General features: G+C 71.8%; 29 protein-coding genes and 1 pseudogene. 10 read left to right on the forward strand and 20 right to left on the reverse strand.

Annotated elements, in window-relative coordinates; all coding sequences use genetic code 11:
- Positions 1-235: 235 nt before the first annotated feature.
- Entirely contained in the window at positions 236-1072 is an 837-nt protein-coding gene (locus RCO28_RS22240) for a VOC family protein (protein WP_308942964.1), read from the forward strand.
- A gap of 82 nt (positions 1073-1154) precedes the next feature.
- Here RCO28_RS22240 and RCO28_RS22245 read toward each other — a convergent pair whose 3' ends face one another.
- A complete protein-coding gene (locus RCO28_RS22245) occupies positions 1155-2084 on the reverse strand; it encodes a hypothetical protein (protein ID WP_308942965.1) in 930 nt (309 codons plus the stop codon).
- A gap of 371 nt (positions 2085-2455) precedes the next feature.
- On the opposite strand from RCO28_RS22245, the gene RCO28_RS22250 reads away from it, so the two are divergent.
- Entirely contained in the window at positions 2456-2806 is a 351-nt protein-coding gene (locus RCO28_RS22250; protein WP_308942966.1) for a hypothetical protein, read from the forward strand.
- 165 nt (positions 2807-2971) lie between these two features.
- On the opposite strand, the gene RCO28_RS22255 is transcribed toward RCO28_RS22250, so the two are convergent.
- Positions 2972-3541, reverse strand: a complete 570-nt coding sequence (locus RCO28_RS22255; RefSeq protein WP_308942967.1) for a TetR family transcriptional regulator — start codon at positions 3539-3541, stop codon at positions 2972-2974.
- Between the two features lie 103 nt (positions 3542-3644).
- Between RCO28_RS22255 and RCO28_RS22260 the strand changes: the two genes are divergently transcribed.
- A complete protein-coding gene (locus tag RCO28_RS22260) occupies positions 3645-4718 on the forward strand; it encodes an FAD-dependent monooxygenase (RefSeq protein WP_308942968.1) in 1074 nt (357 codons plus the stop codon).
- A gap of 13 nt (positions 4719-4731) precedes the next feature.
- Here RCO28_RS22260 and RCO28_RS22265 read toward each other — a convergent pair whose 3' ends face one another.
- From RCO28_RS22265 to RCO28_RS22285, 5 genes are all read right to left on the reverse strand, one after another.
- Positions 4732-5874 (reverse strand): DUF6596 domain-containing protein, encoded by a 1143-nt coding sequence (locus RCO28_RS22265; RefSeq protein ID WP_308943185.1) that lies wholly within the window; start codon positions 5872-5874, stop codon positions 4732-4734.
- Positions 5875-5891: 17 nt separating this feature from the next.
- On the reverse strand, positions 5892-6299 hold the full coding sequence (locus RCO28_RS22270) for a YciI family protein (protein ID WP_308943186.1): 408 nt from the start codon (positions 6297-6299) through the stop codon (positions 5892-5894).
- 170 nt (positions 6300-6469) lie between these two features.
- Positions 6470-7174 (reverse strand): class I SAM-dependent methyltransferase, encoded by a 705-nt coding sequence (locus tag RCO28_RS22275; protein ID WP_308942969.1) that lies wholly within the window; start codon positions 7172-7174, stop codon positions 6470-6472.
- Between the two features lie 93 nt (positions 7175-7267).
- Complete coding sequence (locus tag RCO28_RS22280; protein ID WP_308942970.1) at positions 7268-7783, reverse strand: hypothetical protein; 516 nt, start codon at positions 7781-7783, stop codon at positions 7268-7270.
- A 56-nt stretch (positions 7784-7839) separates the two neighbouring features.
- The gene (locus RCO28_RS22285; protein ID WP_308942971.1) at positions 7840-8541 is read right to left on the reverse strand and encodes a TetR/AcrR family transcriptional regulator; all 702 of its coding nucleotides are present in this window, start codon (positions 8539-8541) and stop codon (positions 7840-7842) included.
- A 122-nt stretch (positions 8542-8663) separates the two neighbouring features.
- On the opposite strand from RCO28_RS22285, the gene RCO28_RS22290 reads away from it, so the two are divergent.
- Both RCO28_RS22290 and RCO28_RS22295 read left to right on the forward strand, forming a co-directional pair.
- Complete coding sequence (locus tag RCO28_RS22290; protein WP_308942972.1) at positions 8664-9329, forward strand: CatB-related O-acetyltransferase; 666 nt, start codon at positions 8664-8666, stop codon at positions 9327-9329.
- 141 nt (positions 9330-9470) lie between these two features.
- Positions 9471-10082, forward strand: coding sequence for a TOPRIM nucleotidyl transferase/hydrolase domain-containing protein (locus RCO28_RS22295; protein WP_308943187.1), 612 nt, complete (start codon positions 9471-9473; stop codon positions 10080-10082).
- A 105-nt stretch (positions 10083-10187) separates the two neighbouring features.
- Here RCO28_RS22295 and RCO28_RS22300 read toward each other — a convergent pair whose 3' ends face one another.
- Positions 10188-11399, reverse strand: a complete 1212-nt coding sequence (locus tag RCO28_RS22300) for a lipase family protein (protein ID WP_308942973.1) — start codon at positions 11397-11399, stop codon at positions 10188-10190.
- Between the two features lie 126 nt (positions 11400-11525).
- Positions 11526-12626 carry a C45 family peptidase gene (locus tag RCO28_RS22305; RefSeq protein ID WP_308942974.1) on the reverse strand — a complete coding sequence of 367 codons (1101 nt, stop codon included), beginning with the start codon at positions 12624-12626 and terminating at the stop codon, positions 11526-11528.
- A gap of 249 nt (positions 12627-12875) precedes the next feature.
- On the opposite strand from RCO28_RS22305, the gene RCO28_RS22310 reads away from it, so the two are divergent.
- Positions 12876-13271 (forward strand): SMI1/KNR4 family protein, encoded by a 396-nt coding sequence (locus tag RCO28_RS22310; protein ID WP_308942975.1) that lies wholly within the window; start codon positions 12876-12878, stop codon positions 13269-13271.
- Positions 13272-13290: 19 nt separating this feature from the next.
- Positions 13291-13443, forward strand: coding sequence for a hypothetical protein (locus tag RCO28_RS22315; RefSeq protein WP_308942976.1), 153 nt, complete (start codon positions 13291-13293; stop codon positions 13441-13443).
- 14 nt (positions 13444-13457) lie between these two features.
- Here the strand turns inward: RCO28_RS22315 and RCO28_RS22320 are convergent, their stop codons facing one another.
- From RCO28_RS22320 to RCO28_RS22350, 7 genes and pseudogenes are all read right to left on the reverse strand, one after another.
- Positions 13458-14705: a hypothetical protein gene (locus RCO28_RS22320; protein ID WP_308942977.1), complete on the reverse strand. Its 1248-nt coding sequence runs from the start codon at positions 14703-14705 to the stop codon at positions 13458-13460.
- Positions 14706-14790: 85 nt separating this feature from the next.
- Positions 14791-15087 carry a hypothetical protein gene (locus tag RCO28_RS22325; protein WP_308942978.1) on the reverse strand — a complete coding sequence of 99 codons (297 nt, stop codon included), beginning with the start codon at positions 15085-15087 and terminating at the stop codon, positions 14791-14793.
- A gap of 139 nt (positions 15088-15226) precedes the next feature.
- Positions 15227-15475 carry an SCO4226 family nickel-binding protein gene (locus tag RCO28_RS22330; protein ID WP_308942979.1) on the reverse strand — a complete coding sequence of 83 codons (249 nt, stop codon included), beginning with the start codon at positions 15473-15475 and terminating at the stop codon, positions 15227-15229.
- A 97-nt stretch (positions 15476-15572) separates the two neighbouring features.
- Positions 15573-16187: a hypothetical protein gene (locus RCO28_RS22335; protein WP_308942980.1), complete on the reverse strand. Its 615-nt coding sequence runs from the start codon at positions 16185-16187 to the stop codon at positions 15573-15575.
- Positions 16188-16332: 145 nt separating this feature from the next.
- Positions 16333-17994 carry an amidohydrolase gene (locus RCO28_RS22340; protein WP_308942981.1) on the reverse strand — a complete coding sequence of 554 codons (1662 nt, stop codon included), beginning with the start codon at positions 17992-17994 and terminating at the stop codon, positions 16333-16335.
- Between the two features lie 53 nt (positions 17995-18047).
- Positions 18048-18986 carry a cytosine permease gene (locus RCO28_RS22345; RefSeq protein WP_308942982.1) on the reverse strand — a complete coding sequence of 313 codons (939 nt, stop codon included), beginning with the start codon at positions 18984-18986 and terminating at the stop codon, positions 18048-18050.
- Between the two features lie 106 nt (positions 18987-19092).
- Positions 19093-19506, reverse strand: a pseudogene (locus RCO28_RS22350) (cytosine permease); the annotation flags it as partial.
- Between the two features lie 156 nt (positions 19507-19662).
- On the opposite strand from RCO28_RS22350, the gene RCO28_RS22355 reads away from it, so the two are divergent.
- Positions 19663-20265, forward strand: coding sequence for a TetR/AcrR family transcriptional regulator (locus RCO28_RS22355; protein WP_308942983.1), 603 nt, complete (start codon positions 19663-19665; stop codon positions 20263-20265).
- A gap of 35 nt (positions 20266-20300) precedes the next feature.
- On the opposite strand, the gene RCO28_RS22360 is transcribed toward RCO28_RS22355, so the two are convergent.
- The 3 genes from RCO28_RS22360 to RCO28_RS22370 are packed head-to-tail and all read right to left on the reverse strand — an operon-like array spanning position 20301 to position 22013.
- The gene (locus RCO28_RS22360) at positions 20301-20993 is read right to left on the reverse strand and encodes a DUF899 family protein (protein ID WP_308942984.1); all 693 of its coding nucleotides are present in this window, start codon (positions 20991-20993) and stop codon (positions 20301-20303) included.
- Positions 20994-21022: 29 nt separating this feature from the next.
- Positions 21023-21628, reverse strand: a complete 606-nt coding sequence (locus RCO28_RS22365; protein WP_308942985.1) for a S1 RNA-binding domain-containing protein — start codon at positions 21626-21628, stop codon at positions 21023-21025.
- 46 nt (positions 21629-21674) lie between these two features.
- Complete coding sequence (locus RCO28_RS22370) at positions 21675-22013, reverse strand: hypothetical protein (RefSeq protein ID WP_308942986.1); 339 nt, start codon at positions 22011-22013, stop codon at positions 21675-21677.
- A 289-nt stretch (positions 22014-22302) separates the two neighbouring features.
- Between RCO28_RS22370 and RCO28_RS22375 the strand changes: the two genes are divergently transcribed.
- Positions 22303-22893 carry a TetR/AcrR family transcriptional regulator gene (locus RCO28_RS22375; protein ID WP_308942987.1) on the forward strand — a complete coding sequence of 197 codons (591 nt, stop codon included), beginning with the start codon at positions 22303-22305 and terminating at the stop codon, positions 22891-22893.
- 78 nt (positions 22894-22971) lie between these two features.
- Here the strand turns inward: RCO28_RS22375 and RCO28_RS39380 are convergent, their stop codons facing one another.
- Positions 22972-23280, reverse strand: a complete 309-nt coding sequence (locus RCO28_RS39380) for a hypothetical protein (RefSeq protein WP_374991218.1) — start codon at positions 23278-23280, stop codon at positions 22972-22974.
- A 415-nt stretch (positions 23281-23695) separates the two neighbouring features.
- Between RCO28_RS39380 and RCO28_RS22385 the strand changes: the two genes are divergently transcribed.
- Positions 23696-25060 (forward strand): FAD-dependent oxidoreductase, encoded by a 1365-nt coding sequence (locus RCO28_RS22385; protein ID WP_308942988.1) that lies wholly within the window; start codon positions 23696-23698, stop codon positions 25058-25060.
- The last annotated feature ends 232 nt before the right edge of the window (positions 25061-25292 follow it).

The raw sequence follows: 25292 nt of genomic DNA on the forward strand, positions 1-25292 counted from the left end.
GAGGTCACCTGGCCTGCCGTTCGCCCACAGTGACCATTCATGCCGCACCGGAGCGGCCCGCGACCCGGGTCATCCGGATGGGGTCCGGAAAGCCCTCGCGGGAGGGACGATCCCCGAGCCGGGGACGTCCGGGCCGCACAGCGTTTCGCGGGCGAGGGGACGGGAACCCGGCCGATGGCATCGAGAGCCGGCATGCCCGAAGGGCCGGCGGCAGCAGGACCGGAACGGTACGCATATGAACAGCCAGAAGGCAGTGAGCAGCAGAGCCGTCGCGAGTGGCTCGGTGTACGGGGCGCCCTGCTGGGTGAGCCTGACCACCTGTGATCTGTCGGCCGCCGAGAAGTTCTACACCGCCGTACTGGGGTGGGAATGGCGCACCGGAAAGCTGGGGGACCAATACCGGTTCGCGAGTGTCGGCGGAGTCCCGGTGGCGGGCGTTTCCGCCGTGGCGGCCATGCAGCCGAAGGCTTTCGCGTGGACCCCGTATTTCGCTACGGCCGACGCCGACGAAACCGTCTCCCGCAGCCAGGAGCGCGGGGGCACGACCGCCGTCGGGCCGCTTTCCTTTCCTCCGGGACGGGCCGCTCTGCTGGCCGATCGCGACGGCGCGGTCTTCGGCATCTGGGAGGGCGAACTGGTCTCCCGTTGGGAGGAGTGGCGCCGCGCGGCTCCCGTCTTCGTGGAGCTCCATACGCGGGACGCCTTCGACGCGGCCATTTTCTACGCGGAGGTTCTCAGCTGGGCCTCGGACACCAAGGACTGCTGCGAGGTTCATTACGAGAACGAGAAGGTCATCCTGCGCAGCCGGGGCGATGTCGTGGCCCATATTCATTCGGGTGCGGTCGACTCCGCCCGCGACCCCTCGATGCGGCCGCGCTGGCAGATCCACTTCGCCGTCACCGACGTCCATGCGTGCATCGAGGCGGCCCTGGGCCACGGCGGCGGTCTCGTACGGGAGGTAAGTGACGTCGGTGAGGCGATCCTGAGCGACCCCGAGGGGGCGCGTTTCGTGGTGAATGCGCGGGAGCAGTTCTCGCCCCGGTCCCGGGGGAACGGTCTCGGGATTCACTGAGGACTTTCGGAAATTCAGTGAGGACTTTCGGGAATTCAGGGGTGTGGACGGAAATTCTTCCCGGGGAAGAAGTCGCCCTCAACTACCCGCAGACGGAAGCCGTGGTGACGAATCCGCCCAGGTTCTCGTCGTCCGTGCCGAGTACCGCTTCGGGGCTGTCCGGGAGGCATTCCAGCGCCTCGATCTTGCGGTCGCCGAACGTCCCGAGAACGGTCGGAGAGGAGTCGATGCGCAGCCGTACTCGCGAGCCCGCCGCGTCGACGGTGACCGTGCCCGCTTCGCTCACCGCGGAGGCGAACGGCCCGTTGTCGCCCGCGTCCGAGGCCGAACTCACCAGGATGCGCCCGGAGTCGGTGACGGCGATGTCGGAGACGTGCCGCACCTCGCCCTCGGGCGCCGAGGCCCGGAAGCGGTCCTGTTCCACGGCTCCGAACGAGGCCTTCCCGTACGCGTCGAAGGAGAACGGGGCGGCGAAGACCGTCGCCGGGCGGCTCGCACCCGCTCCCCTGTCGGCCCAGACCGCGACCATCTCGCCGTGCTGCGAGGTGAGCGCGAAGCTTTCAAAGTCGGCGCCCTCGTTGATGGCGGGCAGGGGCGACACGTCGAGCACCTTCACGCCGCTGTCGTCGGCGCGCAGGTGATAGACGAGGCCGCGGCTGGCCAGCGCGACGTACTCGCCGGGCGTTCCGGGCACCGCCTCCACGGCCTCCAGGTCGACCGGCTCCGGGCCCTCCCACGCGATCGGCGCGACGGACGCCGAGCCCGACTCGCCCTGCTCGTAGGAGAGTTGGCCGATCCTGCTGTCTCCCGGCTTCTTGTTGTCGCGTACGACGAGTGCCTCGATGTCCTCGGTCGGGCTCCCGGTGAGGGCCAGGCCGCTGATGCCGGTCTTCGCGTCGTCGCCGACCTGCCGCCAGGCGGCTTCGGGCGCGGCGCCGGTATGTGCGGCGGTCGCCGTCAGGGCGAGGGTGGCGACGGCGGCCAGGAGCAGGGGCTTGTGGTGCGGCTGCATGAGGGCCTTTCAGGTGGGTGTGGGGGAGGGAGTGCGAGCGCTGGAGCGACGCGCGTAGATGCGTTTGGGCGGGACCGTAGCGATCTTCGTGAGGGGAGGCAAGAAGCCGCGCAGCGACGGGTCTTGAGGTGGGGTTCGCGGTGGGGTCAGCCGTGGGGTTGGCCTATGGGTTGGCCTATGGGTTGGCCGACTTGGGGACGGAGCACCGGGTGCACGCGTCGGAACCGGTCCCCGTAGTTCTTCGGACGCCCCGTCCCTACGCCGGGCGGGTGACGGCGAAACCTTACGTCTGCGGGACCGTGCATCGGGGCGGCGTGAGGCAGGTATGGGTGAGGCGCTCTGATCCACTTCCACACGAAACGAGAACCTTCGTGCGTCTGCGCAACACCCTCGCCGCTGCCGGCGGCGCCCTCGCCCTCACCGCCGTCCTCGCCGGCCCCGCCCACGCCGCGACCGGCGACTTCTCCTACAGCTACATCGGGGCCAACGGCGCCCGTCAGTCGGCCACGCTCCACAACCCCGAGAACGGGATGTGCCAGAACCTCCCCGAGGTCGGCTCCCCCCAGGCTCCTCCCGCCTTCGCTCCGCACAACAGCACCGACGCGTACGCGATGGTCTTCACCGGGCCCAACTGCAGCGGCGACTCATGGACGTTGCGCCCGCACGGCCGCCCGGCCACCGACCGGCTGACGCTGCGGTCCGTGGTCTTCCTCCCCGCCTGAGGCCACCCGATCTGCCTGAATTCGACTGAGACCGACTGAGCCGACTCAGGCCGACTGAGACTGGCTCACGGTGTTCGAGCCCCGCCCGGCGTTCGGGCGGGGCTCGTCGCGGTCGTGTACGTCGGCGCCCGGGCGCCAATCGTGCTGTGAGGACGAACTCACCGGCTAAGACTGCGCGGGCGAAGCCAGGAACGCGCCCAGGAGCACTCGGATGCCAGGTTCGGGATCGGCGGGTGCAGGTGCCGTGGCGAGCTGGTGGAAGAGGAAGCCGTCGAGGTAGTCGAAGAGGATCGTGCAGTGGTCCAGCGGGGCCGGTGAACCGAGTTCCGCCAGCCAGGCCGAGGTCAGTTCGATCATCGACGTACGGGCGCGGCTCATGGCCTCGCGCACTGCGGGGCGGGCGATACCTTCGAGCGCCAGGGCGTAGCGGGCGGCGGTGCGGTGGCGGGCGGGGCCGAGCATGTGTCCCACCACGCGCGCGAGCGCCCGCACCAGCGCTTCCGGATCGCCGGCGGGGGCGGTGGCCGCGAAGCGTTTCCAGTCCCGGGCGTCGAGGGTCTCCAGGTGGGTCACCACGCCTGTCACCAGCAGGTCATGGCTGCGGAAGTGGTTCGACGTGGTCCCGGCCGGCGTTCCCGCCGCCCTGTCGACCGCCTGGTACGTCAGTCCGCGCAGGCCTTTGGTGCCCAGCACCCGCACTGCCGCGTCCAGCACCTCGTCACGCCTGCTCGGCATTCCGTCTCCTGCCCTTCCGGCGGTTGGTGCCGGGTGTGCCCGGCCTGGCCCGCTTCACTACACACATAGTACCGAACACTATGAACGTAGTAGCGTGTGCTGCATGCAGAGGAGAGCGATCGTCATCGGTGGCGGGGTCGGGGGCCTCACCACCGCGGTGGCCTTGCGGGCCGCCGGCTGGAACGTGGAAGTCCATGAGCGCGCCTCCGGGCCGCCGGACACCGGGAGTTCGCTGGGGCTGTGGCCCGGTGCGCTGCGGGCTCTCGACGGGCTCGGCCTTGCCGACTCCACGCGCCGCGCGGCCCGGCCCGCGGCCTACGGGACCTTCGTACGCGCCGACGGCACCCGCATCGGGGACGTCGACATGGCCGCCCTGCAGCGCCGCAGCGGAGACCGCGTCCACGTCGTCGCCCGGCCCGTCCTGCTCAGGGCGCTCACCGATGCGCTCGACGAGGGCATCGTGCGCTACGGCTCCCGCATCACCGACGTTCAGCACCTTGACCATGACGTGGTCATCGCGGCCGACGGCCTGCGCAGTCGTGCCCGTACCGCACTCTTCGGGGACGCCCACGGTCCGCGCTACAGCGGCGTCACCGCCTGGCACGGCACCGTCGGCTTCGACACCGACGGCATGACCGAGACCTGGGGCCGGCGTGCCCGCTTCGGCGTCATCCCGCGCGCCGGGGGCCTGACCCACTGGTTCGCCTGTGCGCCGGCCGCCGAGCTTGAGCCGTCGCCGGGCGGTGAACTGGCAGCTCTGCAGGGGTGGTTCGGCGACTGGCATCCCGGTGTCCGCCGCGTCCTTGACCACCTCGCCGAGGCCGGTGAGGCCGCCATCGGCCGGAACGACCTGTACGACCTCAGCACCCCGCTGCCGCACTACACCAGCGGCCGCATCGCGCTGATCGGCGACGCCGCCCATGCCATGACGCCCGACCTCGGGCGGGGCGCGTGCGAGGCGATCGTCGACGGCGTCACCCTGGCCCGCGCGCTCACGACCCACGCCGACGTCCAGGACGCCCTCACCGTGTACGACACGATCCGCCGCCGCCCCACGCAGCGACTCGCGCGCGCCGCCCGCCTCATGAACCGCGTGGTGCACACCCCGCGCCGTGTCACCAGGGTGCGGGACGCCGCCATGAAACTGTTCCTGGCGGTCGGGAGACCACCGGCCTGAACCGGCCCCGGGCTCAGGGGAGTTGGGCGTTGAGGCGGGCCGCCCGGCGGGTGAGGTGGTCGCGTTCGGCGAGGTTGGATGCCTTGAGGGCCGCCTCCGCGTACAGCCGTTGTGCCGTCGCGAGGTCACCGGCGCGCTCGTGCAGGTACGCCGCGACGGCCGCGTGGCGAGGCAGTGCGGTGTCAAGGCCGTCGAGCGCGGCGAGGCCGGCGCGCGGTCCGTCCGCCTCACCCACGGCCACCGCGCGGTTGAGCCGGACGACGGGGCTGCCGGTGAGGCGTACGAGCTCGTCGTACCACTCGACGATCTGCACCCAGTCCGTCTCCTCGGCGGTGGGGGCGTCGGCGTGGAGGGCCGCGACGGCGGCCTGGGCCTGGAACTCGCCGAGGCGATCACGGGCGAGGGCCGCCTGCAGGATCTCGACGCCCTCGGCGATCGACGCGGTGTCCCACCGGCCGCGGTCCTGCTCCGCCAGCGGTACGAGGCTGCCGTCGGGAGCGGTACGGGCGGCGCGGCGGGCGTGGTGCAGCAGCATGAGCGCGAGCAGGCCCGACACCTCGGGGTGGTCGATGGCCGCCGCGAGTCGGCGGGTGAGGCGGATGGCTTCGGCGGCGAGGTCGACGTCGCCGGAGTAGCCCTCGTTGAAGACCAGGTAGAGGACGCGCAGCACGGTCGCGACGTCGCCGGCCTTGTCGAACCGGACGCCGGAGACGGTGCGCTTGGCCCGGCTGATCCGCTGCGCCATGGTCGCCTCGGGCACCAGGTAGGCCTGGGCGATCTGCCGGGTGGTGAGGCCGCCGACGGCGCGCAGGGTGAGTGCGACGGCGGACGACGGGGTCAGCGACGGGTGGGCGCACAGGAAGTACAGCTGGAGCGTGTCGTCCGCCGCGGGCGCGGGCCCGGGCGCGGGTTCCTGGTCGACGGTCTCCTCGCGCCGGCGGCGGGCGGTGTCCGACCGGGCCGCGTCGAGGAATTTGCGCCAGGCCACGGTGATCAGCCAGCCCTTGGGGTCGCGCGGCGGGTCGGCAGGCCAGGCGCGGACCGCTTCGAGCAGCGCGTCCTGGACGGCGTCCTCGGCCGCCGCGAAGTCGGCTCCGCGGCGGACGAGGACGGCGAGCACGCCCGGTGTGAGGGTTCTGAGCCGGGCCTCGTCCATGGCGTCCATGGGCTGTGTCATTCCGTGATGGTGGGCTGCTCACCGTAGAACGGGCGCAGTTCCAGCCACTCGTGGATCGGCTTGCCACCCGCTCCCGGGGCCGCCGAGAGCTCCCCGGCCAGTTCGAGGGCGCGTTCGTAGGTGTCGACGTCGATCACCATCCAGCCGGCGATCAGGTCCTTGGTCTCCGCGAACGGGCCGTCGGTGACCGGCGGGCGGCCTGCGCCGTCGAACCGCACCCAGGTCCCCTCCTGGGCGAGCGCCTGGCTGTCGACGTACTCGCCGGTCTTCTCCAGGCGGTCCGCGAAGTCCTGCATGTACTGCACGTGGGCCGAGATCTCCTCCGGCTTCCACTGGTCCATGGGGATGTCGTTCACCGCGGCCGGGGCGCCGCGGTAGTGCTTGAGCAGCAGGTACTTGGCCATCGTCGTCTCCTCGGTGCTGTGCGGCCCATTGTGGTCGCGTTCATAGCGGAGACGGAGCCGTTCGCTGCTTCTCGACATCCCCGTACGCATTCTTTCGGCCCTCGGGGATGACCCCTGTGGTCACGCCGGAGAACGCCGGAGAACGCCGGAGAACGCCGGAGGACGCGGGGTCAGCGGCGGACGTACCGGCGCAGCAAACGGTCACCGGTGAGGAACCGGAATCCGGCCTGTTCCAGGAGGGCCTCGGACTTCTCCTGGGGGAAGAGACGGAAGCTCAGGCGCTGGTGCGCGACGAGGGTGTCGTGCCGCCTGATGAAGTAGTCCTTGGTGTGCCGGCCCTCCGGGTCCACCTCGATCTCCTGGGCGTACGTGAGCCCTCCGGGCAGGGGGCGTTCGTAGGGTTCGTGCGGCCCTTGGACCGACATCAGGAGCAGGCCGCCGGGTTCGAGGGCCGTGGCGATGTTCTTCAGCGCGGTCGCGGTCTCTTCCTCCTCCATCAGGTGGCTGCTCATCCACCAGCGGTCGCCGTCCTCGACGATGAGGCAGACGCCGCCCACGGAGTACGCCACGTCGAAGTCCTCGGAGAACGACAGGTCCATGGCGTCCTCGGCCTGGAGCCGCACGCGGCTGCCGAGTCGGTCGCGGGCCTTGTCCAGCATGCTGTCGGTGTGGTCGATACCGGTGATCCGCAGGTCGGGCGGCCCCAGTCGGAGGAGGCTCTCGCAGACCAGGCCGGTGCCCACTCCGACCTCGAGGAGGTCCCGTCGGTCGCCGACGGCGTCCAGGAGGGCCTGGGCGTAGGTGTCGTAGTCGTAGTAGCCCGAGGTCATGATGAGGTCGTAGTGGTCGGCCAGATCGGTGTAGGAATCAGGCATGCGCGGGACGGTAGCCACGGGACGGTGGGCGTCACCAGGGCGCGAATGAGCCATGGGGTCGCCTGGGCCGACGCGCGCTCCTGGTCGGGGAGTTCAGTCGTCGGCGATCTGCAGGGCGAGGACGAAGTGCTCGCCGTCCGTTCCGGCGAGCAGGCTGTCGAACAGTGGGGTGAGCCCGTTCACGGCACCGCAGTCCTCATCGTGGTTGGTCCACCAACTGGCCTCCGCCCCCAGCAGGGACACCACGCGCGCCGCCCCGCGTTCGGCGGCCTCGGCGGGCAGGTGGCGGTGGCTCGGCCACACCAGGTCGACGGCCACGACCTGGGCGAGGAACGCCGCGACGGCGTGCGTCTCGACCGGTTCCAGGGCGGCGCAGAGCTGCGGGACGGGGGCCGGGCGGTACCTGTGCAGGTAGCGCTGCCAGGGCTCATCCGCCGCGACCATGTCGAGGAGCGCGCGGATCCGGGCCGCGAGCTCCGGCAGGTCGGGGTCGGGCTCGGTGAATCGTCCGGCCGTCACGTACACGCGGTGCGGGGTGGCCAGCCGCGTCACGGAGTCCGTGAGCTGGGCCAGTCGGGGCTTCGACGGCACCAGGGGATTGTTCCGCACGCCGTCGGCCGCTGCTCCTGGGTGGCGATCGTGGCCGACGCTCCGACGCGGCGTGCTCATCGCGCATCCCGACGCGGGCCGAACGCCCCCGCGTTCGCCGCCGCCGTCGCCATCTCCGCCGCTTCCAGGGGCAGTTGAGGGCGCGCGGGGGTACGGAGGAGGATCAGCTCGTGGTACAGCGGTGCCGTTGCCGCGATCAGGAGGCGGCGGGCGTCCGTGCCGGGTGGGAGTTCGGCGCGCCGGACGGCACGTTCGACGATCACCCCGCACTGCGCGTACCGCCCCTCCCAGAGCCGCTGTTGCGCGTGGGCCGCCCGGTCGGAGTGGAACGAGGCGGCGATCAGCGCGGCGGGGACGGACGCCGGGGTGCGGAGTGAATCGTAGATCTCGGTGTTGAGGGCGTGCAGGTCGCCGTGGAGTGAGCCGGTGTCCGGGGGCTGCCAGGTGGTGTCCTCCCCCGCCGCGTCCAGCGCGTCGGCGAGGAGGCCGCCGACGTCCTGCCAGCGCCGGTAGACCGTCGTGCGGTGCACCCCCGCGCGCGCGGCCACGCCCTCGACCGTCAGCCCTGCGAAACCGCGCTCCCCCAGCTCGGCGAGGACCGCCTCCAGGACCTGCGCCCGGACACGGGCCGTACGGCCGCCAGGGCGGCGCGTCGCCGGGGCCTCCGAGCGGCAACCGGCTTGCGGCACAGGCGAACCGGCCTGCGGCACAGGCGAGTTGGGCGGCGCCTCGGGCGGTTCCTGTCGTGCGTCCGTCATGGGGCATCCAGCTTGCTCGGCGGTGTCGGGCGTGACAGCATCCTAATGCATCAGACGTTGCGTTAGCTTGTACGGGGGTGGGGCGCCCGGCCCCGGCCTCCCGCGGAAAGGACCCGCCCTCCATGCCCTCCCCGCCCCTCACCCCCGCCGATCCCGACGTCCTGCACCCCATGCCCGGTCAGCCCCGGGTCGTCCTGCTCAAGCCGCTCGTCAGCTCGCCGCTCATCGAGGTCGGGGACTTCTCGTACTACGACGATCCCGAGGACGCGACCGCCTTCGAGACGCGGAACGTCCTCTACCACTACGGCCCCGAGAAGCTCGTGATCGGCAAGTTCTGCGCCCTGGGCACCGGAGTGCGGTTCCTCATGAACGGCGCCAACCACCGCATGGACGGCCCCTCGACCTTCCCTTTCCCCACCATGGGCGGCTCCTGGGCCGAGCACTTCGACCTGCTCACCGGCCTGCCGTCCCGCGGTGACACCGTCGTCGGCAACGACGTCTGGTTCGGGCACGGCGCGACGGTCATGCCGGGCGTACGGATCGGGCACGGCGCGATCGTCGCCGCCGGTGCCGTGGTCACCCGTGACGTGCCGGACTACGGGATCGTCGGCGGCAACCCCGCCCAGCTCATCCGTACCCGGTACGAGGCCGCCGACGTCGGCCGCCTGCTCCGGCTCGCCTGGTGGGACTGGCCCCTCGACCACCTCACCCGCCACATCCCCACCATCATGTCCGGCACCGTCGACGCGCTCGAAGCCGCGGCCCCACCGGCACAGCCCACCGGCTGACGCCCGGCACGATCACCGGCTGACACCCGCCCCGGCGTCCCGGCCCGGCGCCCCGGCCCGACGTCCGCCCCGACGTCCGCCGGACGAAAATGCCTGTCCAGCGGCCCGGCGATACCAGAGACTGGCACCGTGACCGATTCTGTGACCACCATCGAAGCGTTCCGGGAAGCAGTCACCGCATGGGCGGCCGCAGGCGACCCCGACGGGGACGGCGAGGCCGGAGCGCGTGCGCGGGCCGCCGCACGGGGCGTGCGGACCGTCGTCCTCCTCGAAGGGCCCAGCGACCTCGCGGCGATCGAGGCGCTGGCCGTCGGCCACGGACGGGATCTGGCCGGAGAAGGAGTGTGCGTGCTGCCGATGGGCGGTGCCATGAGCATCAGGCGCTTCACCCGGATCCTCGGCCCCACCGGGCTCGGCCTCGGCCTGACCGGACTCTGCGACGAGAACGAAAGTCCGTACTACGCACGCGAGTTGGACACCTTCTCCGTCTGCTCGGCCGATCTCGAGGACGAGCTGATCCGCGCGCTCGGCGTCCCGCGCGTCCTGCAACTCGTCGAGGAGCAGGGCGACTTGCGCGCACTGCAGACGTTTCAGAGGCAGCCCGCGCAGCAAGGGCGGGCCCCGGAGCAGCAGTTGCGGCGGTTTCTCGGGACGAAGAAGGGGCGCAAGATCCAGTACGGTCGCGCCCTCACCGAGGCCCTGCCGACGGGCCGCACTCCCGCCCCGCTCCAGGCCCTGCTCAGCAGCCTCTGACACCTCGGCCGGGACCCGGGTCCGCCAGGCCCGGAGCCTGGAGCCACCGTGCCCCGAGCCCCGAGCCCCGAGCCCCGAGCCCCGACCGAGGTGTCAACTACCCGTTCAGGTAGCGCAGTTGCCCGTGGTCGGCTGGTCCGTGAAGCGCTGGCCCAGCCACTCCAGGGCCGGGCCGTTGCCCTGGATCGCCGTGCCCACGTGGGACTGGCCCGGGAACGTCTTCCATTCGACGGCGTGGCCCTGGCCGCACCAGTCGGCCCGCAGCTTCTGCCCGACCGTGTACGGAATCGTCTCGTCCGCGTCCCCGTGGTAGAGGAAGACCGGTGCCGACGGCCGTACGGTGCCGATGAGTTGCTCGGCGATGGTCTGCTGCCACTCCGGGCGCTCGAGCGGGTTGGACGTCGTCACGTCCTCGATGGTCTTGCCGCGGCCCGCCTCCAGGACCGTGCCGACGCATTCGTTGCGGACGACGTCGGCGAGCTTGCGGCCCTCGTCGTTCAGGTAAGCGTCCAGGTCCAGGGACGGCTTCGCCGCGTTCTGGCCCACGGCGGACATGAGCAGGTAGCCCGCGCTGTCGCCGCCCTCCAGCGACTCGGCGACCTTCGCGAGGTCGGCCGGAACGCCGCCGCTCGCGGTGCCCTTGACCTTCAGTTCGGGTGCGTACGTCGCGGCCATCTCGGCGGCCTTGGCGCTGGCGCCGCCGCCCTGCGAGTAGCCCATGATGCCTACCGGCGCCTCCGCGCTGACGCCGAACTTCGCCGCGTCCGGGTGCCGTTGGGCCGCGCGGGCCGCGTCCAGGACGGCGCTGCCCTGGGCGGCGGCGACCATGTAGGTGTGGTCGCCGGGGGTGCCGAGGCCCTCGTAGTCGGTGACGACGACGGCGTAGCCGCGTACGAGAGCGGCGTTGACCAGGGGCGCCTCGGCCGTGGTGCCGCCGGGGAAGCCCGCGGAGGGGGCGCACTTGTCGCCGATGCCGACCGTGCCGACGGCGTAGGTGATCAGGGGGCGGGGTGTGGTCCTGCCGTCGTCGGGGACGATCACGGTGCCGGAGACGGCGTTGGGCTTGCCATCGGCGGAGGTCGAGCCGTAGGTGATCTTCCAGGCCTTGGTGGGGGTGGGCACGCCCGGGGTGTACTGGAAGGAGGACGGCTCCGAGGTGAGGATCTCGCCCGGGGCGGTCTTCCGGTCGACCGGGCTCGGGGTGGCGTCGGGTGCCTGGGGGGCGCTCTGCGCGGCGGCGGACCCGGGGATTCCGAGTACCGCCACCGCGAGGACGGCACCTGCGGCCAGTGGTCGCCTGCGTAACGCTGACGTCATGCGGCTCTCCCAACTCTCCTGTGGGAATGGGGGGTTGGCAGCACCGTACTGACGCGTCAGTAATACGGCCAGAGGCGTGCAGCAACAGCCGGAGGCGTGCAGCGGCCGCTTCGGTCGCCCGTGCGGCTACGCGGTGAGCCTGCGCCACGGCCGCGTGCCGCTGTCGACGGGGGTGCCGTCGAGGACGCGGGCCGCACGCTCCGCGGGTTCGAGGATGACCGTGGCGAGGCTCGCCCAGCGTTCCCCCTGGGGCAGGGACATGTCCGGGACGCAGGTCAGCGGCGCCTCGCCCGCGCCGGACCGGAGGAGGGCGACGAGCTCGTCGGGGCCGGCCGGCGGGGTGTTCGCGGTCACGCGCTTCCGGATCAGGTCGTGACGCCGGCCGGAATCGGGCTGGTAGAGCCAGGTCTTCTCCTGGGCCGCGGGGGTCGGGGTGAGGAAGTGGTTGGTGCGGACGAGGGTGCCGTGCTCGGGGTCGACGGGGAAGACGCCGTCCGGGCTGAGGTCGAGGAGGACCGCCTCGACCGGGTCGAAGAGGGCGAACGAGCCGGAGGACTTCAGCGGGGCGCTGCGGATGATCTCCAGCGCTTCCCGTACGCTGCCCGCCTCTGCCAGGACGACGGCGGCGAGGACGTGCATGGGGACGCCGCCGATGCCGTCGGCGCGGTGGCCGAGGATGTTGAAGTGCAGGGCGAGTCCCGCGCTGTTGACGCCGATCTTGCCGAGGATGCCGTGCTCGGTGATGCCGACGAAGGCGTGGGCGCCGCCGCGGGATTCGAGGGTGTGCCAGAACGGGTTGAGCTCGACGTGCCAGTCCCAGGTCTGGACGCCGAAGGTGCGCACCTCGCCGGTTTCGGGGTGTTCCAGGCGGCGCACGATCGTCGAGCACTCGCCGGGCGGGACGGTGGTGCTGCGGGCCAGGATCTCCGTACGTGCGTTGAGCGCGGCGATCCGCCAGGTGTCGACCCCGGCGCCGTGGGCGATGCCCTCGATCTCGGCGCGGGCCTGCGGGCGGAACGCCCCGACGGTGTCGAGGGCGCGTTCGGCGTCGTCGCGCACCTTCTGCGGGCTGATGCCGCCCAGCTCGAAGAAGCGGTCGTAGCCCGCGATGCCTCCCGGCAGGGTGTCGCGCAACTGCTCACCGCGGGCGGCGCCACGGGTGAAGGCGTCGGGGGCGTCGACGGCGACGTGGAGGCGGTGGGCGGGGCGGTCGATGGGGCTGGTCACAGGCGTCCTTCGTGGATGTGGTTGTGGATGTGGGTGTGGGTGTGGATGTCGGTGTGGTGCTGGAACTCGCCACTGGTCGCCAACAGTCCTCCCCAGGACGCCGGGCAGCGACAGGGCGTCACTGTTGGCCGCAGGACCAATAACGGCGATCCAATAGTGGGGCGCTGCTCGGCGTCAAGACTCTCCGGGCCATGATCGGCCCCGCGGACCGGTCGGTCGCGCTGCCGGGAGAGGGCGTACGTTCAGCGGATGACCGAATGGGATGCCGACGCGGTCCGGGCTCGGCTGCGCGAAGGGGCGGCACTGGACCCCGGATGTGAGCGGTTCGGGGCGGACACGCATCGGTACGCGCTGTCGGCTGCGCCGGGCGAGGCGGAGGTCCGGGCGTTCGAGGAGGCCCACGGGGTCCGACTCCCGCTGGAATACCGGTCGTTCGTGGTGGACGTGGGCGACGGCCCGGCCGGACCCGGGCACGGGTTGATGCCGTTGGCCCTCGCCCGCCCCGGGGCCGATGACGCGTACGGGTGGGCCGTGGACGACGAGTGGGCGACCGACCGGCTGCCCGGGACGGCTGGCCGCGCCGTTCCCGCTCGACGCACCCCTGCCGGGTGTGCTGGGCGGCCGTGGTGGCGTACCGGTCGATGAACTGGCCCTGGGAACCCTGGTGTTGAGCGAACAGGGCTGCGGGATCTTCGACCGGCTGGTCGTCACGGGTCCGCGTGCGGGTGAGGTGTGGCGGATCGACCCGGACTGGGGTGGCTTCGTACCCCTGGCGACCGGGTTTCGCGCCTGGTACGGGGCGTGGTTGTCGCCCTGACGGCAGGGCTGCCCTCAGGGCGTCGCCGTCCGGTCGGTGGCCGTCGGCGGGGTCGTGTGCAGGAGGTGCATGCGGTGCTCGACGGCGTCCCTCGCCCCGGCTCTGCGGCCGGGTACGTGACAGCGCAACGCGACCAGGAGAGCGCCGAGTTCACGGGCGCGCCGCGGATCGGTGAGCTGTTGCCACTGGTGGTGGGCGCGGTCGACGGCGGCCTCGACCACGGACGCGTCCGGTGCCTCCCCGCGGGCGAGGCGGGCGTCGGCCGCCGCCATCCAGAGTTCGCAGCTGCGGGCCGCGTCGCCGTCGAGCCGGGCCAGCTCGGCGCGGACCTCCAGCCAGTGCACCGCCTGAGCGGAACCCGCGCCGTGTTCGCGCAGCGCATGCCCCTCCCCCAGCGCGGCGAGCGCGGCGGCCTCGCTGTGCCGCCCGGCGTGGGCGGCGGCCAGGATGGCCGCCAGCGGGTCCTCGCCCCCGGTCGCCGACGGCGGTGGTACGGGGGCGGGTCGGGCCGGGACCTGCGGCGCCAATGGCGCGGGGGCTGTTGTGCCGCCGTCAACGGCGAGGAGCAGGGCGTCGGCGAAGTCGCCCTGGGCCACGATCTGTTCGTGGAATTGGCCGAGGGGCGCGCGACTGCCGCTGCGCCAAAGGGCCGTGAGGGCTTTCAGGTACGTGGGCTGGGCGAGGCGGCGCTTCGGCGGCGGCGGGGCGATCCGGCCGAACAGCCGGGTGCCGTGCAGATGGATGCCGTACGGGTGGATGGCCTGCGGGGAGGCGGCCTGCGGGTGGGCGGCCTGCGAGTGGGCGGCCTGCGGGTGGGTGGTGGTGGGGAGTTGCTGCCAGGCCTCGGCGGTCGCGACCAGGTCGAGGACGACCGTGGTGGTGCCGGGGAGGCGCACCCCGAGTTCCGTCTCCAGCCAGTGCCAGGGCAGGGCGGTGTAGCGCAGCGTGGCCGGGGTGGTGCGGGCGAGTGCCAGGTGGAGGCGGTGCTGTTTGCCGTCGAGGTGGAGTTGCCCCGCGATGAGGACGGTGAGCGGGCCGGGTGTCGCGGCGGCGCTGCGGATGCGGGTGAGGACGGTCTGCGGGTCTGCCGGATCGGCGAGTTCGACGACGGTCGCGCTCCGGGTGCCGGTGAGCGTGCTGGGCGGGACGGCGGCGAGGGCGGGCAGGACGCCCGCCGCGTCGACGAGCGCGCCCTTCCCGACGGGCGCCGCCGCGAGCAGCAGCGCGGTGCCCGGTGCGGTGTCCTCCCCTGTGATCGCCACATCAGCACCGTATCCCGTATTTCCGGTGCTAATGCCGGGATTTGGGAGTCCTGGTGAAACAGCTCTCCGCACCGCGCCCGTGCCCTCAGTCCGCCGCGACGTCGACATACAACGTGCCGGTCCACTCGACTTCGTCGTAGTGCGTGACGTCCGGACCGGGCTCGGTGGACGGGCGTTCGGTGAGGTCGAGGGAGATCGCGGTGGGGGTGTCCGTGCTGCGGTCGAGGTAGTCGGCCATGGCGCGGAGGACGACGCTCGCGTCCTCGTGGGCGAACTCGACCCAGAGGCGCGATCCCATACGGGCGCCCAGGCCACCGGCCGTGTGACGGTCGAGTGCGGCGGCGGCCGCCTTGGTCATGGACTGCGGTACGTCGGTCATCATGCCGTCACGCTGTCCAGGTACGTCACCCTTTATCCGTGCCCTCACCGATTCGGAGGATCGGCGCGGCCACCCGGGGTCCACCCCAGGTGGCCGTCAGTGAGGCTACTCAGCCCTGCTCGGGTGGTCGCACCCTCGGTGGTCACACGGTGAGCGGGACCGGGTGGATCTCGTCGGCCTTGTGCCCGGCGCGTTCGTGCACGCGCTGGACCGCGTCGGCCGAGGGGCCCTCGGAAAGGCAGTAGACCGTACCGGAGTTGGGGTCGGCCCAGGCCCTCTGGAAGTGGACGCCCTCTTCCTTCTCTATGGCCAGATCGGCCTGGTGGGCCTCTTTCAGCTGGTCTTTCGTCACGCCCTGCATCCCGTGGTGGACGTCCATGAACTGCGTCATGGATCAGCACCTCCCTTCGACGGCCGCGTCCCGGCACCGGTCGCGCCGGTCCGCCTGGCGCCGTCCCTTCCATCGTCCTCCCCCGCACCGGCGCCCGCTACGTCGCGGCCGGCTCCTGCGGTGGGCGTACGTCGAGGACGACCGCTGTGCCCGCGGTGCTGTTGTCCTCGTGCAGCGTGATCACCTGGCCGGGGCGCAGGTGGCGCCAGCGCGGCGGTACGAGCGGGGCGAGCCGCACCGTGGCCCGGCCGCCGGGCTCCAGGAACGGCACGGACTCGACCCACAGCGCGGCGATGTCGAGGACCGGCTCGCCCTGCGGGGTGCGGTGGCCGATGCGCCACATCGGGCGGAGGACTCCGGCTCCGGGCAGGGGCGTCCGGCGCCGGGACTCTCCTTCGGGTGCGAGCGTGAGGTCGGCCCGTACGATCCCGTGGACCGCCTCGTCCGCGCGCCAGCGGCACCACGCGGCGCTGCGCGGCAGATGCAGCTGACCTGCGGCGGTGGCGAGCTCCTGCCAGAACGACGGCGGCAGCGGCGGTGCGCCGCCGAGCTCCTCGAGGAGGGCGACGGCCACGTCCCACGCGTCGTCGCTCAGGTGCTCCCACACGTCGCTCACCGTGAGGTCGTCCGCTCCGGCCTGCGCCTCAGGGACCAGGAGGGAAGCGCCTTGCAGGATCTCGATCACGTCCACGGGCCGGTGCTGGTTGTCCACGTCCGGATTGTGGCCGAGAGGTCACACCTGCCGCCACGGTCAAGGGTGTTGATGCCGGGGAACGCGACCCCCTCGGGCTCCGTCAAGGCCGCCCCACACCCCCGTAACGCCGCACCCCCGTACCCCCGTAGCGCCGTCCTGGGCCTCAGCGGGTGGACACGAGCTCCCCGCCCACCACCACCGTCTCCGCGACGGTCCCCGGGATGTCCTCCGCGGGTACCCGCAGGATGTCCCGGGAGAGGACCACGAAGTCGGCCGCCTTGCCGACGGTGAGTGAACCCCGTTCGTCCTCAAGGAAGTTGGCGTACGCGGAGCCCATCGTGTAGCCGTGCACGGCCGTCTCCACGTCCACCGTCTCCTCCGCCATCCACGGCTCGCCGCCGGTGAGCGGACGCCGGGTGACCGCCGTGTAGATGCCGGTCATGGGGTCCATCTCCGCCACGTTCCAGTCGCTGGAGAACGCGAGCCGCGCGCCCGCCTCGTACAGGCTGCGCATCGGCCAGGCCTTCCCCCACCGCTCGGGTCCGACGTTCTCCGCCCAGTCCTTGCCGGGCCCGGCCACGTCCGGCGCGCAGTGCCGGGGCTGCATGCAGGCGACCACGCCGAGCTCCGCGAAGCGGGCGGTGTCGGCCGGGTCGAGGCATTCGACGTGCACGATCTGGTGGCGGGCGTCGCGCGGGCCGTTGACCCGGCGGGCGTGCTCGAACGCGTCGAGGGCGACGCGGATGCCCCGGTCGCCGGTGGCGTGCACGAAGCACTGGAAGCCGCGGGCGTCGAGCTTGGTGAGCAGCTCGGCGAACTCCTCGGGCGGGTAGTAGGTGTCCCCGCGGTGGTGGCCGCAGCCCACGTACGGTTCGAGGAGTGCCGCGGTGCGCGGTTCCACCACGTCGTCGATGTAGAGCTTGAGCGGTCCGACCCGCAGCCGGTCGTCCGCGTGCCGCCGGGCCGCCGCGCCGAAGTCGTCCAGATCGGCGTCGCTCGTGCCGCGCGGGTGGAACAGGGCGGCGACGAGGCGCGAGGCGAGCCGTCCCTCGCTGCGGGCGCGCTCGAAGAGGGCCAGGTCGTCGAGGGAGTTCTGCGGCTCGACCACCGTGGTGATGCCGTAGCCGATCGCGTCGTCGAGGGACTTGGCGAGGCGCCGGTACTGCCGCTCGGCGGAGGCCCACGGCACCCCGAGGTCCTGGAGTGCCCGGTGGCCGTCCCGGGACAGGCCCTTGACGGCGAAGTCCTTGACGAGTCCGGTGGGTTCGCCGGTCCCGGGGTCGGTGTGGGCGGTGCCGAAGGGCAGGTCGGTACGGTCGCGGCTGATGCCGAGGCGGTGCAGGGCGGCGGTGTTGAGCCAGGCGGTGTGGACGTCGTAGCTGAGGACGAAGGCGGGGGTGCTGCCGGTGACCGGGTCGAGGTCGGCGGCGGTGGGGAGCCTGCCGCCGCCGAGGGCCGCGTAGTCGAAGGCCTCGCCCTCGATCCACTCCGCGTCCGGGTGGTCCCTGCGCCAGGCCAGGATCCGCTCGTGCACCTCGGCGAGCGTAGCGGCCCCGGCGAGCTGGGCGCTGGCGTCGTCGGAGCCGAGGCGTACGTGGTTGTGGGCGTCGATGAAACCGGGCAGCACAAGCTTGCCTGCCGCGTCCAGTACCCGGGTGCCGGGCCCGGTCCACTCCGCCGCACCCGCGTCGTCGCCGAGCCAGACGATGCGCCCGCCGCTCACGGCCATGGCCTGCGCCTCGGGCAGGTCGGGGTCGACGGTGTGGATACGGGCACCGCGCACGACGAGGTCGGCGGGGGTGGCGGCGGGGTCGTGCGGGGACATGTGCTTTCAACTCCTGCTGAGGTGAGGGGTGTTGGGGTACGGAGGGGGAAGGTTCAGTCGGCGTTCGGCGCCGGGGCCGTGGCCGGGGCGACCGTGCGCGCGGCAAGGGCCCAGTAGACGAGGCCCGCCACCAGGGACGAGGCGAGGCTCAGGTCGGCTCCGCCGAGCGGGGCCACCAGGGGGCCGGTCCACAGCTCCGAGTCACAGGTCAGCGCGGCGAACACGATGCCGGTGAGGAGGGCGGTGACGCCTGCCGGGTGGTAGCCGCCGCGGTACCAGTACGAGCCCGCGCGTCCGGTGTGCAGCGCCGTGGTGTCGTACCGGCAGCGGCGCAGCAGCATGTCGGCGAGGAACACGCCGCCCCAGGGCGCGAACACGATGACGAGGAGGGAGAGGAAGGAGAGCAGCGCGGTGGTGAAGTCCGTGAGGAACAGCGCGTACAGGCAGCCCGCGGCGGTGACGGCGGCGCTGATCACGATGGTCTTCGCACGGCTCCAGGGGATGCCGAGGACTTGCAGGTTCAGGCTGGACGAGTAGAGCGTGATGATCGAGTTGGTGACGCAGCCGCCCAGGACCAGGGCAAGGAACAGCGGCTTGAACCAGCCGGGCAGCAGGCTCTCCGTCCCGGCCACGGCGTCGGTCAGATCGGCCTGGGTGGCCGCGGCCGCGCCCGCCGCGCCGAGCGCCACGGACGAGGTGAAGCCGCCGAGCGCACCGGCCCAGGTGAGCGAGCGCAGCGAGGTGCGGGCGGGCAGGTAGCGGGTGTAGTCGGCGGGCATCGGCAGGTACGAGAACGGCCCGGCGAGGGCGACGACGAAGGCGAGGCTCCACCCGGCGGCGCCGGGCGCGGGCCCGCTCGCCGCGGTGTCGGTGCCGGGCAGCAGCAGGACGAGGAGCGCGGCGAAGCCGATGGCCAGGACGTACGCCATCCAGCGCTCGGCGAACTGCACGGTGGCGTGGCCCCAGAGCGCGACGGCGAAGGTCAGCGCCATGGGTGACGACGAGGGCGAAGGCGCGGGCGGCGGTGCCGGTCCAGCCGAGGTGGGCGCAGAACGCCTCCAGGGCCAGGGCGCCGACCACGGTGTTGACGACCGTGTACCCGATCGAGACGACCCAGTTGAGCAGCCCTGCGGGCCAGTTGCCGCGTACGCCGAAGGCGGCACGGGAGATCACGAGGGTGGCGGTGCCGGTGCGTACGCCGCTGTAGCCCGCGGCGCTGATGGCGAAGAAGGCGAGGCCGCCGACGACGATCACGCCGACGGCCTGCCAGAAGCTGAGGCCGAAGGCGACGGCGAGGGCGCCGTTGATGACGTACGTGAAAGTCAGGTTGGAGCCGAACCAGAGCCAGAACAGGTCCTTGGCGCCGCCGTGGCGCGCGGCCTCGGGGATCGGTTCGATGCCGTGCGTCTCGATCCGGAAGACCTCGTCGGCATGGCCAAGGCCCGTGTCCGGCGCGGAACGGCCGGGGTGGTCCGTACCCGCTTCCGGCGGGGTCGTCGGCAGCTGTGTCATCGGCTGGCCCTCTCCAAACTCCTTGAATGCCGTTCAAATTTTTGGAACAGCATTCAAGATGAGGGGTGGAAGGGCCGAGGTCAAGACCTGGAGCTGCGCAGATAGGGTCTGGAGGCAGAAGGCACGTAGTGCACGTACGGGAGGAAGGACACCGCGGTGACGGTGCGAGCGCGGGAGCGCGGCGGGCGGCCCTCGCGGGAGCGGATCCTGGACGAGGTCATGACGGCGGTGGCCGAACACGGCCTGGCGGAGCTGACGATGGCGTCGCTTGGCCGCCGCCTGGGCATGAGCGGCGGCCACATCCTGTACTACTTCGGCAGCAAGGACCGGATCTTCCTGGAGGCGTTGCGCTGGAGCGAGGGCCGGCTCGCGGACGAGCGGCGCGCGCTGCTCGCCCGCCGGGTCACCGCCGACCGCAAACTCGACCAGTTCCTGGGCCTGTATCTACCGCTCGGCCCGCGCGATCCGCGGTGGACGCTGTGGATCGAGCTGTGGGCGCGCACCCCGGCCGACGAGGCGCTGCGCGAGCCGCAGGACGAACTCGACGCGGGCTGGCAGGACGACCTGGCGGCCCTGCTCGAACGCGGCGTCCGCCAGGGCCGCTTCGCACCGCACGACACGGCGGCCGCGGCCGCCCAACTCCTCGCGCTGCTCGACGGGTTGAGCACGCGCGTGGTGCTCGGCCTGCGCGGCGCCGACCGCGAGAGCGCGCTCGGGCACGCACGGGACGCGGCACGGTCACTCGTGCCGCGCGCCTGACGCCGGGCACCACGGGTGCTCCGCGTACTCCGGGCTCAGTCCTCGGAGCCGTACCAGGCGGCGAACTCCTCGGAGCTGGGCCAGCGGCTGTACGTCGGCGACTGCGGCCAGCCCTCCGGGACGTCCTGCCACTCCTCCTGACGGCCGTACGGGAGCGTGTCGATCAGGGGGAAGGTGTGGCTGAGCTGCTCGACGCCGCGGCTGGTGGTGTGCCAGGTGCGGTAGACGGTGTCGCTGTCACTGTCGCGCAGGAACACGTTGAGCGCGAAGCCCCCGCCGGGAGGCGCGCCCACGTCGGTGCCGAACGGGCTGTTCGCGGTGGAGTACCAGGTCATCCGGTTGCCGACCCGGCGCTTGTACGCGAGGGCCTCGTCGATCGGGCCCTGCGTGACGATCACGAACCTCGCGTCGTAGGCGTCGAGGAACTCCTGCCGGGTGAACTGGGCGGTGAAACCGGTGCACCCCGAGCACTGCCACTTCTCTCCGGGGAACCACATGTGGTTGTAGACGATCAGCTGGGACTTCCCGTCGAAGACGTCGACGAGCCGCACCGGCCCGTGCTCCCCCTCCAGGGTGTAGTCCGGCATCTCGACCATCGGCATACGGCGCCGCTGCGCGGCGATCGCGTCGAGCTCCCGGGTCGCGGCCTTCTCCCGAACCCGCAGGTCGTCGAGGTGCCGCTGCCAGGTCTCGGCATCGACGACTTCGGGCAACGCCTTGCGGCTCATGAATCCTCCAGCTTTCGCGACGTACGGTCTCAACGGGTAGACCGGGGGCGGGGGCGGAACTCATCGGCACTGGTACGGGATGAGGGCATCGAGAGGAACACCCTGCGTCGGCTGTGGTCGATCGCCGCGACGACGACCGACATCCTGTCGCCGGGCCGGAGGTCCTGCGCGGGCGCGACCTCACCGGGACCCCCGTCGACGTCCTGGTACGGCAGCAGCCCGAACACTCCGTCCCCGACCTCGACGAGCACACCGAAGGAGACCACTTTGTCGACCGTCCCGCACAGCGTCTGACCGACCGAGGTACGGAACGCGAAGGCCCGAAAAGGGTCCGGCAGAAGTGCGCGGAGAGACAGTCTGGCCTCGGCGTTGCGCTGGTCGAACTGGAGGAACGCGCAGGTGACGCGCTGCCCGACGGCGACGACGTCGCTGAGCGCTCCGAGGTGCCGCCAGGACAGTTCGGGGACCGTGATGAAGCCGACGCCGGGCAGGGTGGGGTGGCCGGGGGCGTCGTCCAGGGCGACGAACACCCCGTAGCGCTCGATCGCCGCGACCTCGCCGGTGAGGATCTCGCCGTACTGCAGGGACTCCAGGTACGCCCAGAGTTGAGGGCTCTCGGCCCGCCAGTGCACCATCCGGACACCCTGGCACACGGTGCCGCCCCTGAGGGCTTCGGGCGGCCTAGCTGTACCGCGGGTGGATGTGGTCCAGGACCGCGCCCAGGGCGTCGTTGATGTCGTGGAGGTGGGCGGCGACCTCCGGGCGGACGGGGCGGCGGGGGTCCGTGGAGGCGTGGGCGGCCCAGTGTTCGACGATGTGGCCCATGAGGCCGCGGCGGTAGCGGGTGCGCACCATGTGGCCGACGGGCAGGCCGTACGCGTCGACGCCGTCCTTCCAGCAGACCTGGATCACGGTCTGGTGGCGCGGGTCGGCCGGTGCGGGCTCGGACGCCCGGAGAAAGAGGTGGCGGCTCTCCAGCCTCCGCAGGAGGCGTGGGGCGACGTCGTTGAGGTCACTCATGTCGTCCTCCGCTGTCGGCGGAACGGGTCGTCGTCGACGTGTCAGCAACAGCAACCGCTTCCAGAAGTGTGCGGCGCCCCTGGCGGGAAGCCGTAGGCACCGGCCGACAACTGGCCAGTTCGGACACGGCAGTTGACCGGATTCCGTTCCGGACGCCCGTTCCTGCGCGAACCTCTCCGGAAGGGGTCCTCTAGGCTTCGGTTGCGGCGTACACCCTTGCGACGTACACCCTGTTCCGCGCCCTGCCCCGCCCCGCCCCAGCCGTGCCGACCCCGAGGACGCCCCTTCGATGAGCCCCAAGCAGAAGCGTGGACAAGCGACCGCCGAGCAGGTCCTTGACGCCGCACTGCGGATCTACGCCTCGTCGGGCGAGGCCGGCCTCACCGTGGAGGCCATCACCCGTACCAGCGGGGTGAGTTCGGGGAGCCTCTACCACCACTTCGGCAGCATGCACGGCGTCGTCCTCGCGCTCGCGGGGCGCTGGCTCGGGCGGCTGCTCGACGAGCTGGTCACGGCGCTCACGCAAGCCGCCGGGGCGCGTGCGGCCGTCGACGGGGTCGTCCACGCCTACCTCGGCTTCGTCCGCGACCACCCCGACGCCTCGCGGCTGCTGCACTCGGCCACCGTGGACCAGGACCAGATGGCGAACATCGAGACGGTCCGCGACTCCCAGGAGGCCCGCCTCTCGCCGGTCGCCGAGTGGATCGACGCCCGCGTCGCGGCCGGTGAACTGGCCGCGCTGCCCGCCCCGTTGATCGAGGCACTCGTCCTGGGCCCGGTCGTCGCGGTCGCCCGCCGCTGGCTCACGCTCGCGGACGTGGACCTGGACGCGGCCATGGCGTCCCTGCCGGACCGGATCTGGCAGTCCGTCAGGCCGTGACCACCGAGGCCGTCCCGCCCCGGCCTCCGCACCGGCCCCGCACCGGGCGGCCGCCGACGAGGTCCACGTCGAGGCCGATCACCGTGCCCGGAGCCTCCCGCGCGCGTCCCGGAGCAGGCCGGGGGCGAGGCGCCGGTGGATGCCGGACAGCAGGGCCCAGATCACGCGTCCCGGAAGCCGGTCGAAGCGCAGGAGGGTGACCAGGGACAGCGTCCCGTCGGTCACCCGGACGACGAGGTTGCCGGTCAGGAACCAGGAGGCCGCTTCGAGGCGGATCCAGTCGTCACCGCGCGCGCCGATGCGCCAGCCGGCCACGGTGTCCGCCGAGCGTCCCCGGTGGAGCCGCAGCCGCGCGAGCAGCAGCACACCGGCGACGAGTCCGAGCACGGTCGCCGCGAGCCCCTGCCGGAAGGACAGGCCGAAGAGGATGGGAAGGCGCCGAGCACGCAGGTCGCGAAGGTGTTGGCGCCGCCGAAGGCGAGCCGGAACAGGTCGAGGGGGCGGGCGCTGCGGTCCGCGTCGGGTAGGCGCTCGACGCCGATCGTCTCGACCTCGGTGATGCGACGGCCGGAGGCCGGTGCTTCTGAACCCAGTACTGCGTACCCCCGTCGGGCTGTTCCGGTGATGTGCGGCCGACCTGCGGCGACGGGGTACCGTAAGCCGTGGAGCGACCCAAAGTCATACTTGGCGAACCCATAACCCTGCCTTATGAGCTCATAAAGCGGACCCGCCTACCGACTTAGGCTTGCCTTACTTTAGGATTCCCCTTGAGCACCAGCCATCACTCGAAGGGAACCTGAACATGCCGCGCCCTCTGCGGGTAGCCATTGTCGGAGCCGGTCCCGCCGGCATCTACGCCGCCGACGCTCTGCTGAAGTCCGCGGCGGCTGCCGACCCGGGGGTGTCCATCGACCTCTTCGAGCGCATGCCGGCCCCCTTCGGCCTGATCCGCTACGGCGTCGCCCCCGACCATCCCCGGATCAAGGGAATCGTCAACGCCCTGCACCAGGTCCTGGACAAGCCGCAGGTCCGCCTCTTCGGCAACGTCGACTACCCGAACGACATCGACCTCGACGAGCTGCGCAGCTTCTACGACGCGGTGGTCTTCTCCACCGGTGCGATGGCCGACCGCGAACTCCGCATCCCCGGCGTGGAGCTCGACGGCTCCCTCGGCGCCGCGGACTTCGCCTCCTGGTACGACGGCCACCCGGACGTGCCGCGCGACTGGGACCTGTCCGCGGAGAAGGTCGCCGTACTCGGCGTCGGCAACGTGGCCCTCGACATCGCGCGTATCCTCGCCAAGACGGCGGAGGAGCTGCTGCCGACCGAGATACCGCCGAACGTCCACGAGGGGCTGAAGGCCAACCGCGCCAAGGAGATCCACGTCTTCGGCCGCCGCGGCCCGGCGCAGGCGAAGTTCAGCCCGATGGAGCTTCGGGAGCTGGACCACTCGCCGAACATCGAGGTCATCGTCAACCCCGAGGACATCGACTACGACGAGGGCTCGATCGCCGAGCGCCGCAAGAACAAGCAGACCGATATGGTCGCCAAGACCCTGGAGAACTGGGCGATCCGCGACGTCGGCGACCGCCCGCACAAACTCTTCCTGCACTTCTTCGAGTCGCCGCAGGAGATCCTCGGCGAGGACGGCAAGGTCGTCGGCCTGCGCACCGAGCGCACCGAACTGGACGGCACGGGCAACGTCAAGGGCACCGGCCAGACCACCGACTGGGACGTCCAGTCCGTCTACCGCGCCGTCGGCTACCTCTCCGACGAACTGGCCAAGCTCCCCTGGGACGTCACGTCCGGCACCGTCCCCGACGAGGGCGGCCGGGTGATCGAGGACGGCGGCACGCACATGTCGTCCACGTACGTCACCGGCTGGATCCGGCGCGGACCCGTCGGGCTGATCGGCCACACCAAGGGTGACGCCAACGAGACCGTCGCCAACCTCCTGGAGGACCACGCCGAGGGTCGGCTGCAGTCCCCGTCGGAGCCCGCCCCCGAGGCCGTCGCGGCGTTCCTCGGCGAGCGCGGCGTCCGCTACACGACGTGGGACGGCTGGTACAAGCTCGACGCCGCGGAGAAGGCGCTGGGCGAGCCGCAGGGCCGCGAGCGCGTCAAGATCGTGGAGCGCGAGGAGATGCTCGACGCGAGCGGTGCCTGATGCGTGCGCAGTTCGTACGTAATCCGTACGTACGAAGGTGAGTTGAGCCGTGTGCCCCGGCCCGGGAGTCGTTCCCGGGCCGGGGCACACGGCGTTCTCGTGCGTTCTCGTGGGCGAAAAAAGAAGTGGCAAGGGGGCGAACCCACTCCTTGCCACTTTCAACTTATAGCGCAGTGGGGGCCTTGCGGCAAGGCCCCCACCATGCCTCACAATCGCTCCCCTGATGCCACGA

This window comes from Streptomyces sp. LHD-70 (genome assembly GCF_031157275.1).
Taxonomy (GTDB): Bacteria; Actinomycetota; Actinomycetes; order Streptomycetales; family Streptomycetaceae; genus Streptomyces.

Bases quoted from the DNA above. Each gene is read 5' to 3' on its own strand.
- RCO28_RS22240 (WP_308942964.1), top strand. From the start codon at position 236: ATGAACAGCCAGAAGGCAGTGAGCAGCAGAGCCGTCGCGAGTGGCTCG.
- RCO28_RS22245 (WP_308942965.1), bottom strand. From the start codon at position 2,084: ATGCAGCCGCACCACAAGCCCCTGCTCCTGGCCGCCGTCGCCACCCTC.
- RCO28_RS22255 (WP_308942967.1), bottom strand. From the start codon at position 3,541: ATGCCGAGCAGGCGTGACGAGGTGCTGGACGCGGCAGTGCGGGTGCTG.
- RCO28_RS22260 (WP_308942968.1), top strand. From the start codon at position 3,645: ATGCAGAGGAGAGCGATCGTCATCGGTGGCGGGGTCGGGGGCCTCACC.
- RCO28_RS22265 (WP_308943185.1), bottom strand. From the start codon at position 5,874: ATGGACGAGGCCCGGCTCAGAACCCTCACACCGGGCGTGCTCGCCGTC.
- RCO28_RS22270 (WP_308943186.1), bottom strand. From the start codon at position 6,299: ATGGCCAAGTACCTGCTGCTCAAGCACTACCGCGGCGCCCCGGCCGCG.
- RCO28_RS22275 (WP_308942969.1), bottom strand. From the start codon at position 7,174: ATGCCTGATTCCTACACCGATCTGGCCGACCACTACGACCTCATCATG.
- RCO28_RS22285 (WP_308942971.1), bottom strand. From the start codon at position 8,541: ATGACGGACGCACGACAGGAACCGCCCGAGGCGCCGCCCAACTCGCCT.
- RCO28_RS22290 (WP_308942972.1), top strand. From the start codon at position 8,664: ATGCCCTCCCCGCCCCTCACCCCCGCCGATCCCGACGTCCTGCACCCC.
- RCO28_RS22300 (WP_308942973.1), bottom strand. From the start codon at position 11,399: ATGACGTCAGCGTTACGCAGGCGACCACTGGCCGCAGGTGCCGTCCTC.
- RCO28_RS22310 (WP_308942975.1), top strand. From the start codon at position 12,876: ATGACCGAATGGGATGCCGACGCGGTCCGGGCTCGGCTGCGCGAAGGG.
- RCO28_RS22325 (WP_308942978.1), bottom strand. From the start codon at position 15,087: ATGATGACCGACGTACCGCAGTCCATGACCAAGGCGGCCGCCGCCGCA.
- RCO28_RS22330 (WP_308942979.1), bottom strand. From the start codon at position 15,475: ATGACGCAGTTCATGGACGTCCACCACGGGATGCAGGGCGTGACGAAA.
- RCO28_RS22340 (WP_308942981.1), bottom strand. From the start codon at position 17,994: ATGTCCCCGCACGACCCCGCCGCCACCCCCGCCGACCTCGTCGTGCGC.
- RCO28_RS22345 (WP_308942982.1), bottom strand. From the start codon at position 18,986: ATGGCGCTGACCTTCGCCGTCGCGCTCTGGGGCCACGCCACCGTGCAG.
- RCO28_RS22360 (WP_308942984.1), bottom strand. From the start codon at position 20,993: ATGAGCCGCAAGGCGTTGCCCGAAGTCGTCGATGCCGAGACCTGGCAG.
- RCO28_RS22365 (WP_308942985.1), bottom strand. From the start codon at position 21,628: ATGGTGCACTGGCGGGCCGAGAGCCCTCAACTCTGGGCGTACCTGGAG.
- RCO28_RS22370 (WP_308942986.1), bottom strand. From the start codon at position 22,013: ATGAGTGACCTCAACGACGTCGCCCCACGCCTCCTGCGGAGGCTGGAG.
- RCO28_RS22375 (WP_308942987.1), top strand. From the start codon at position 22,303: ATGAGCCCCAAGCAGAAGCGTGGACAAGCGACCGCCGAGCAGGTCCTT.
- RCO28_RS22385 (WP_308942988.1), top strand. From the start codon at position 23,696: ATGCCGCGCCCTCTGCGGGTAGCCATTGTCGGAGCCGGTCCCGCCGGC.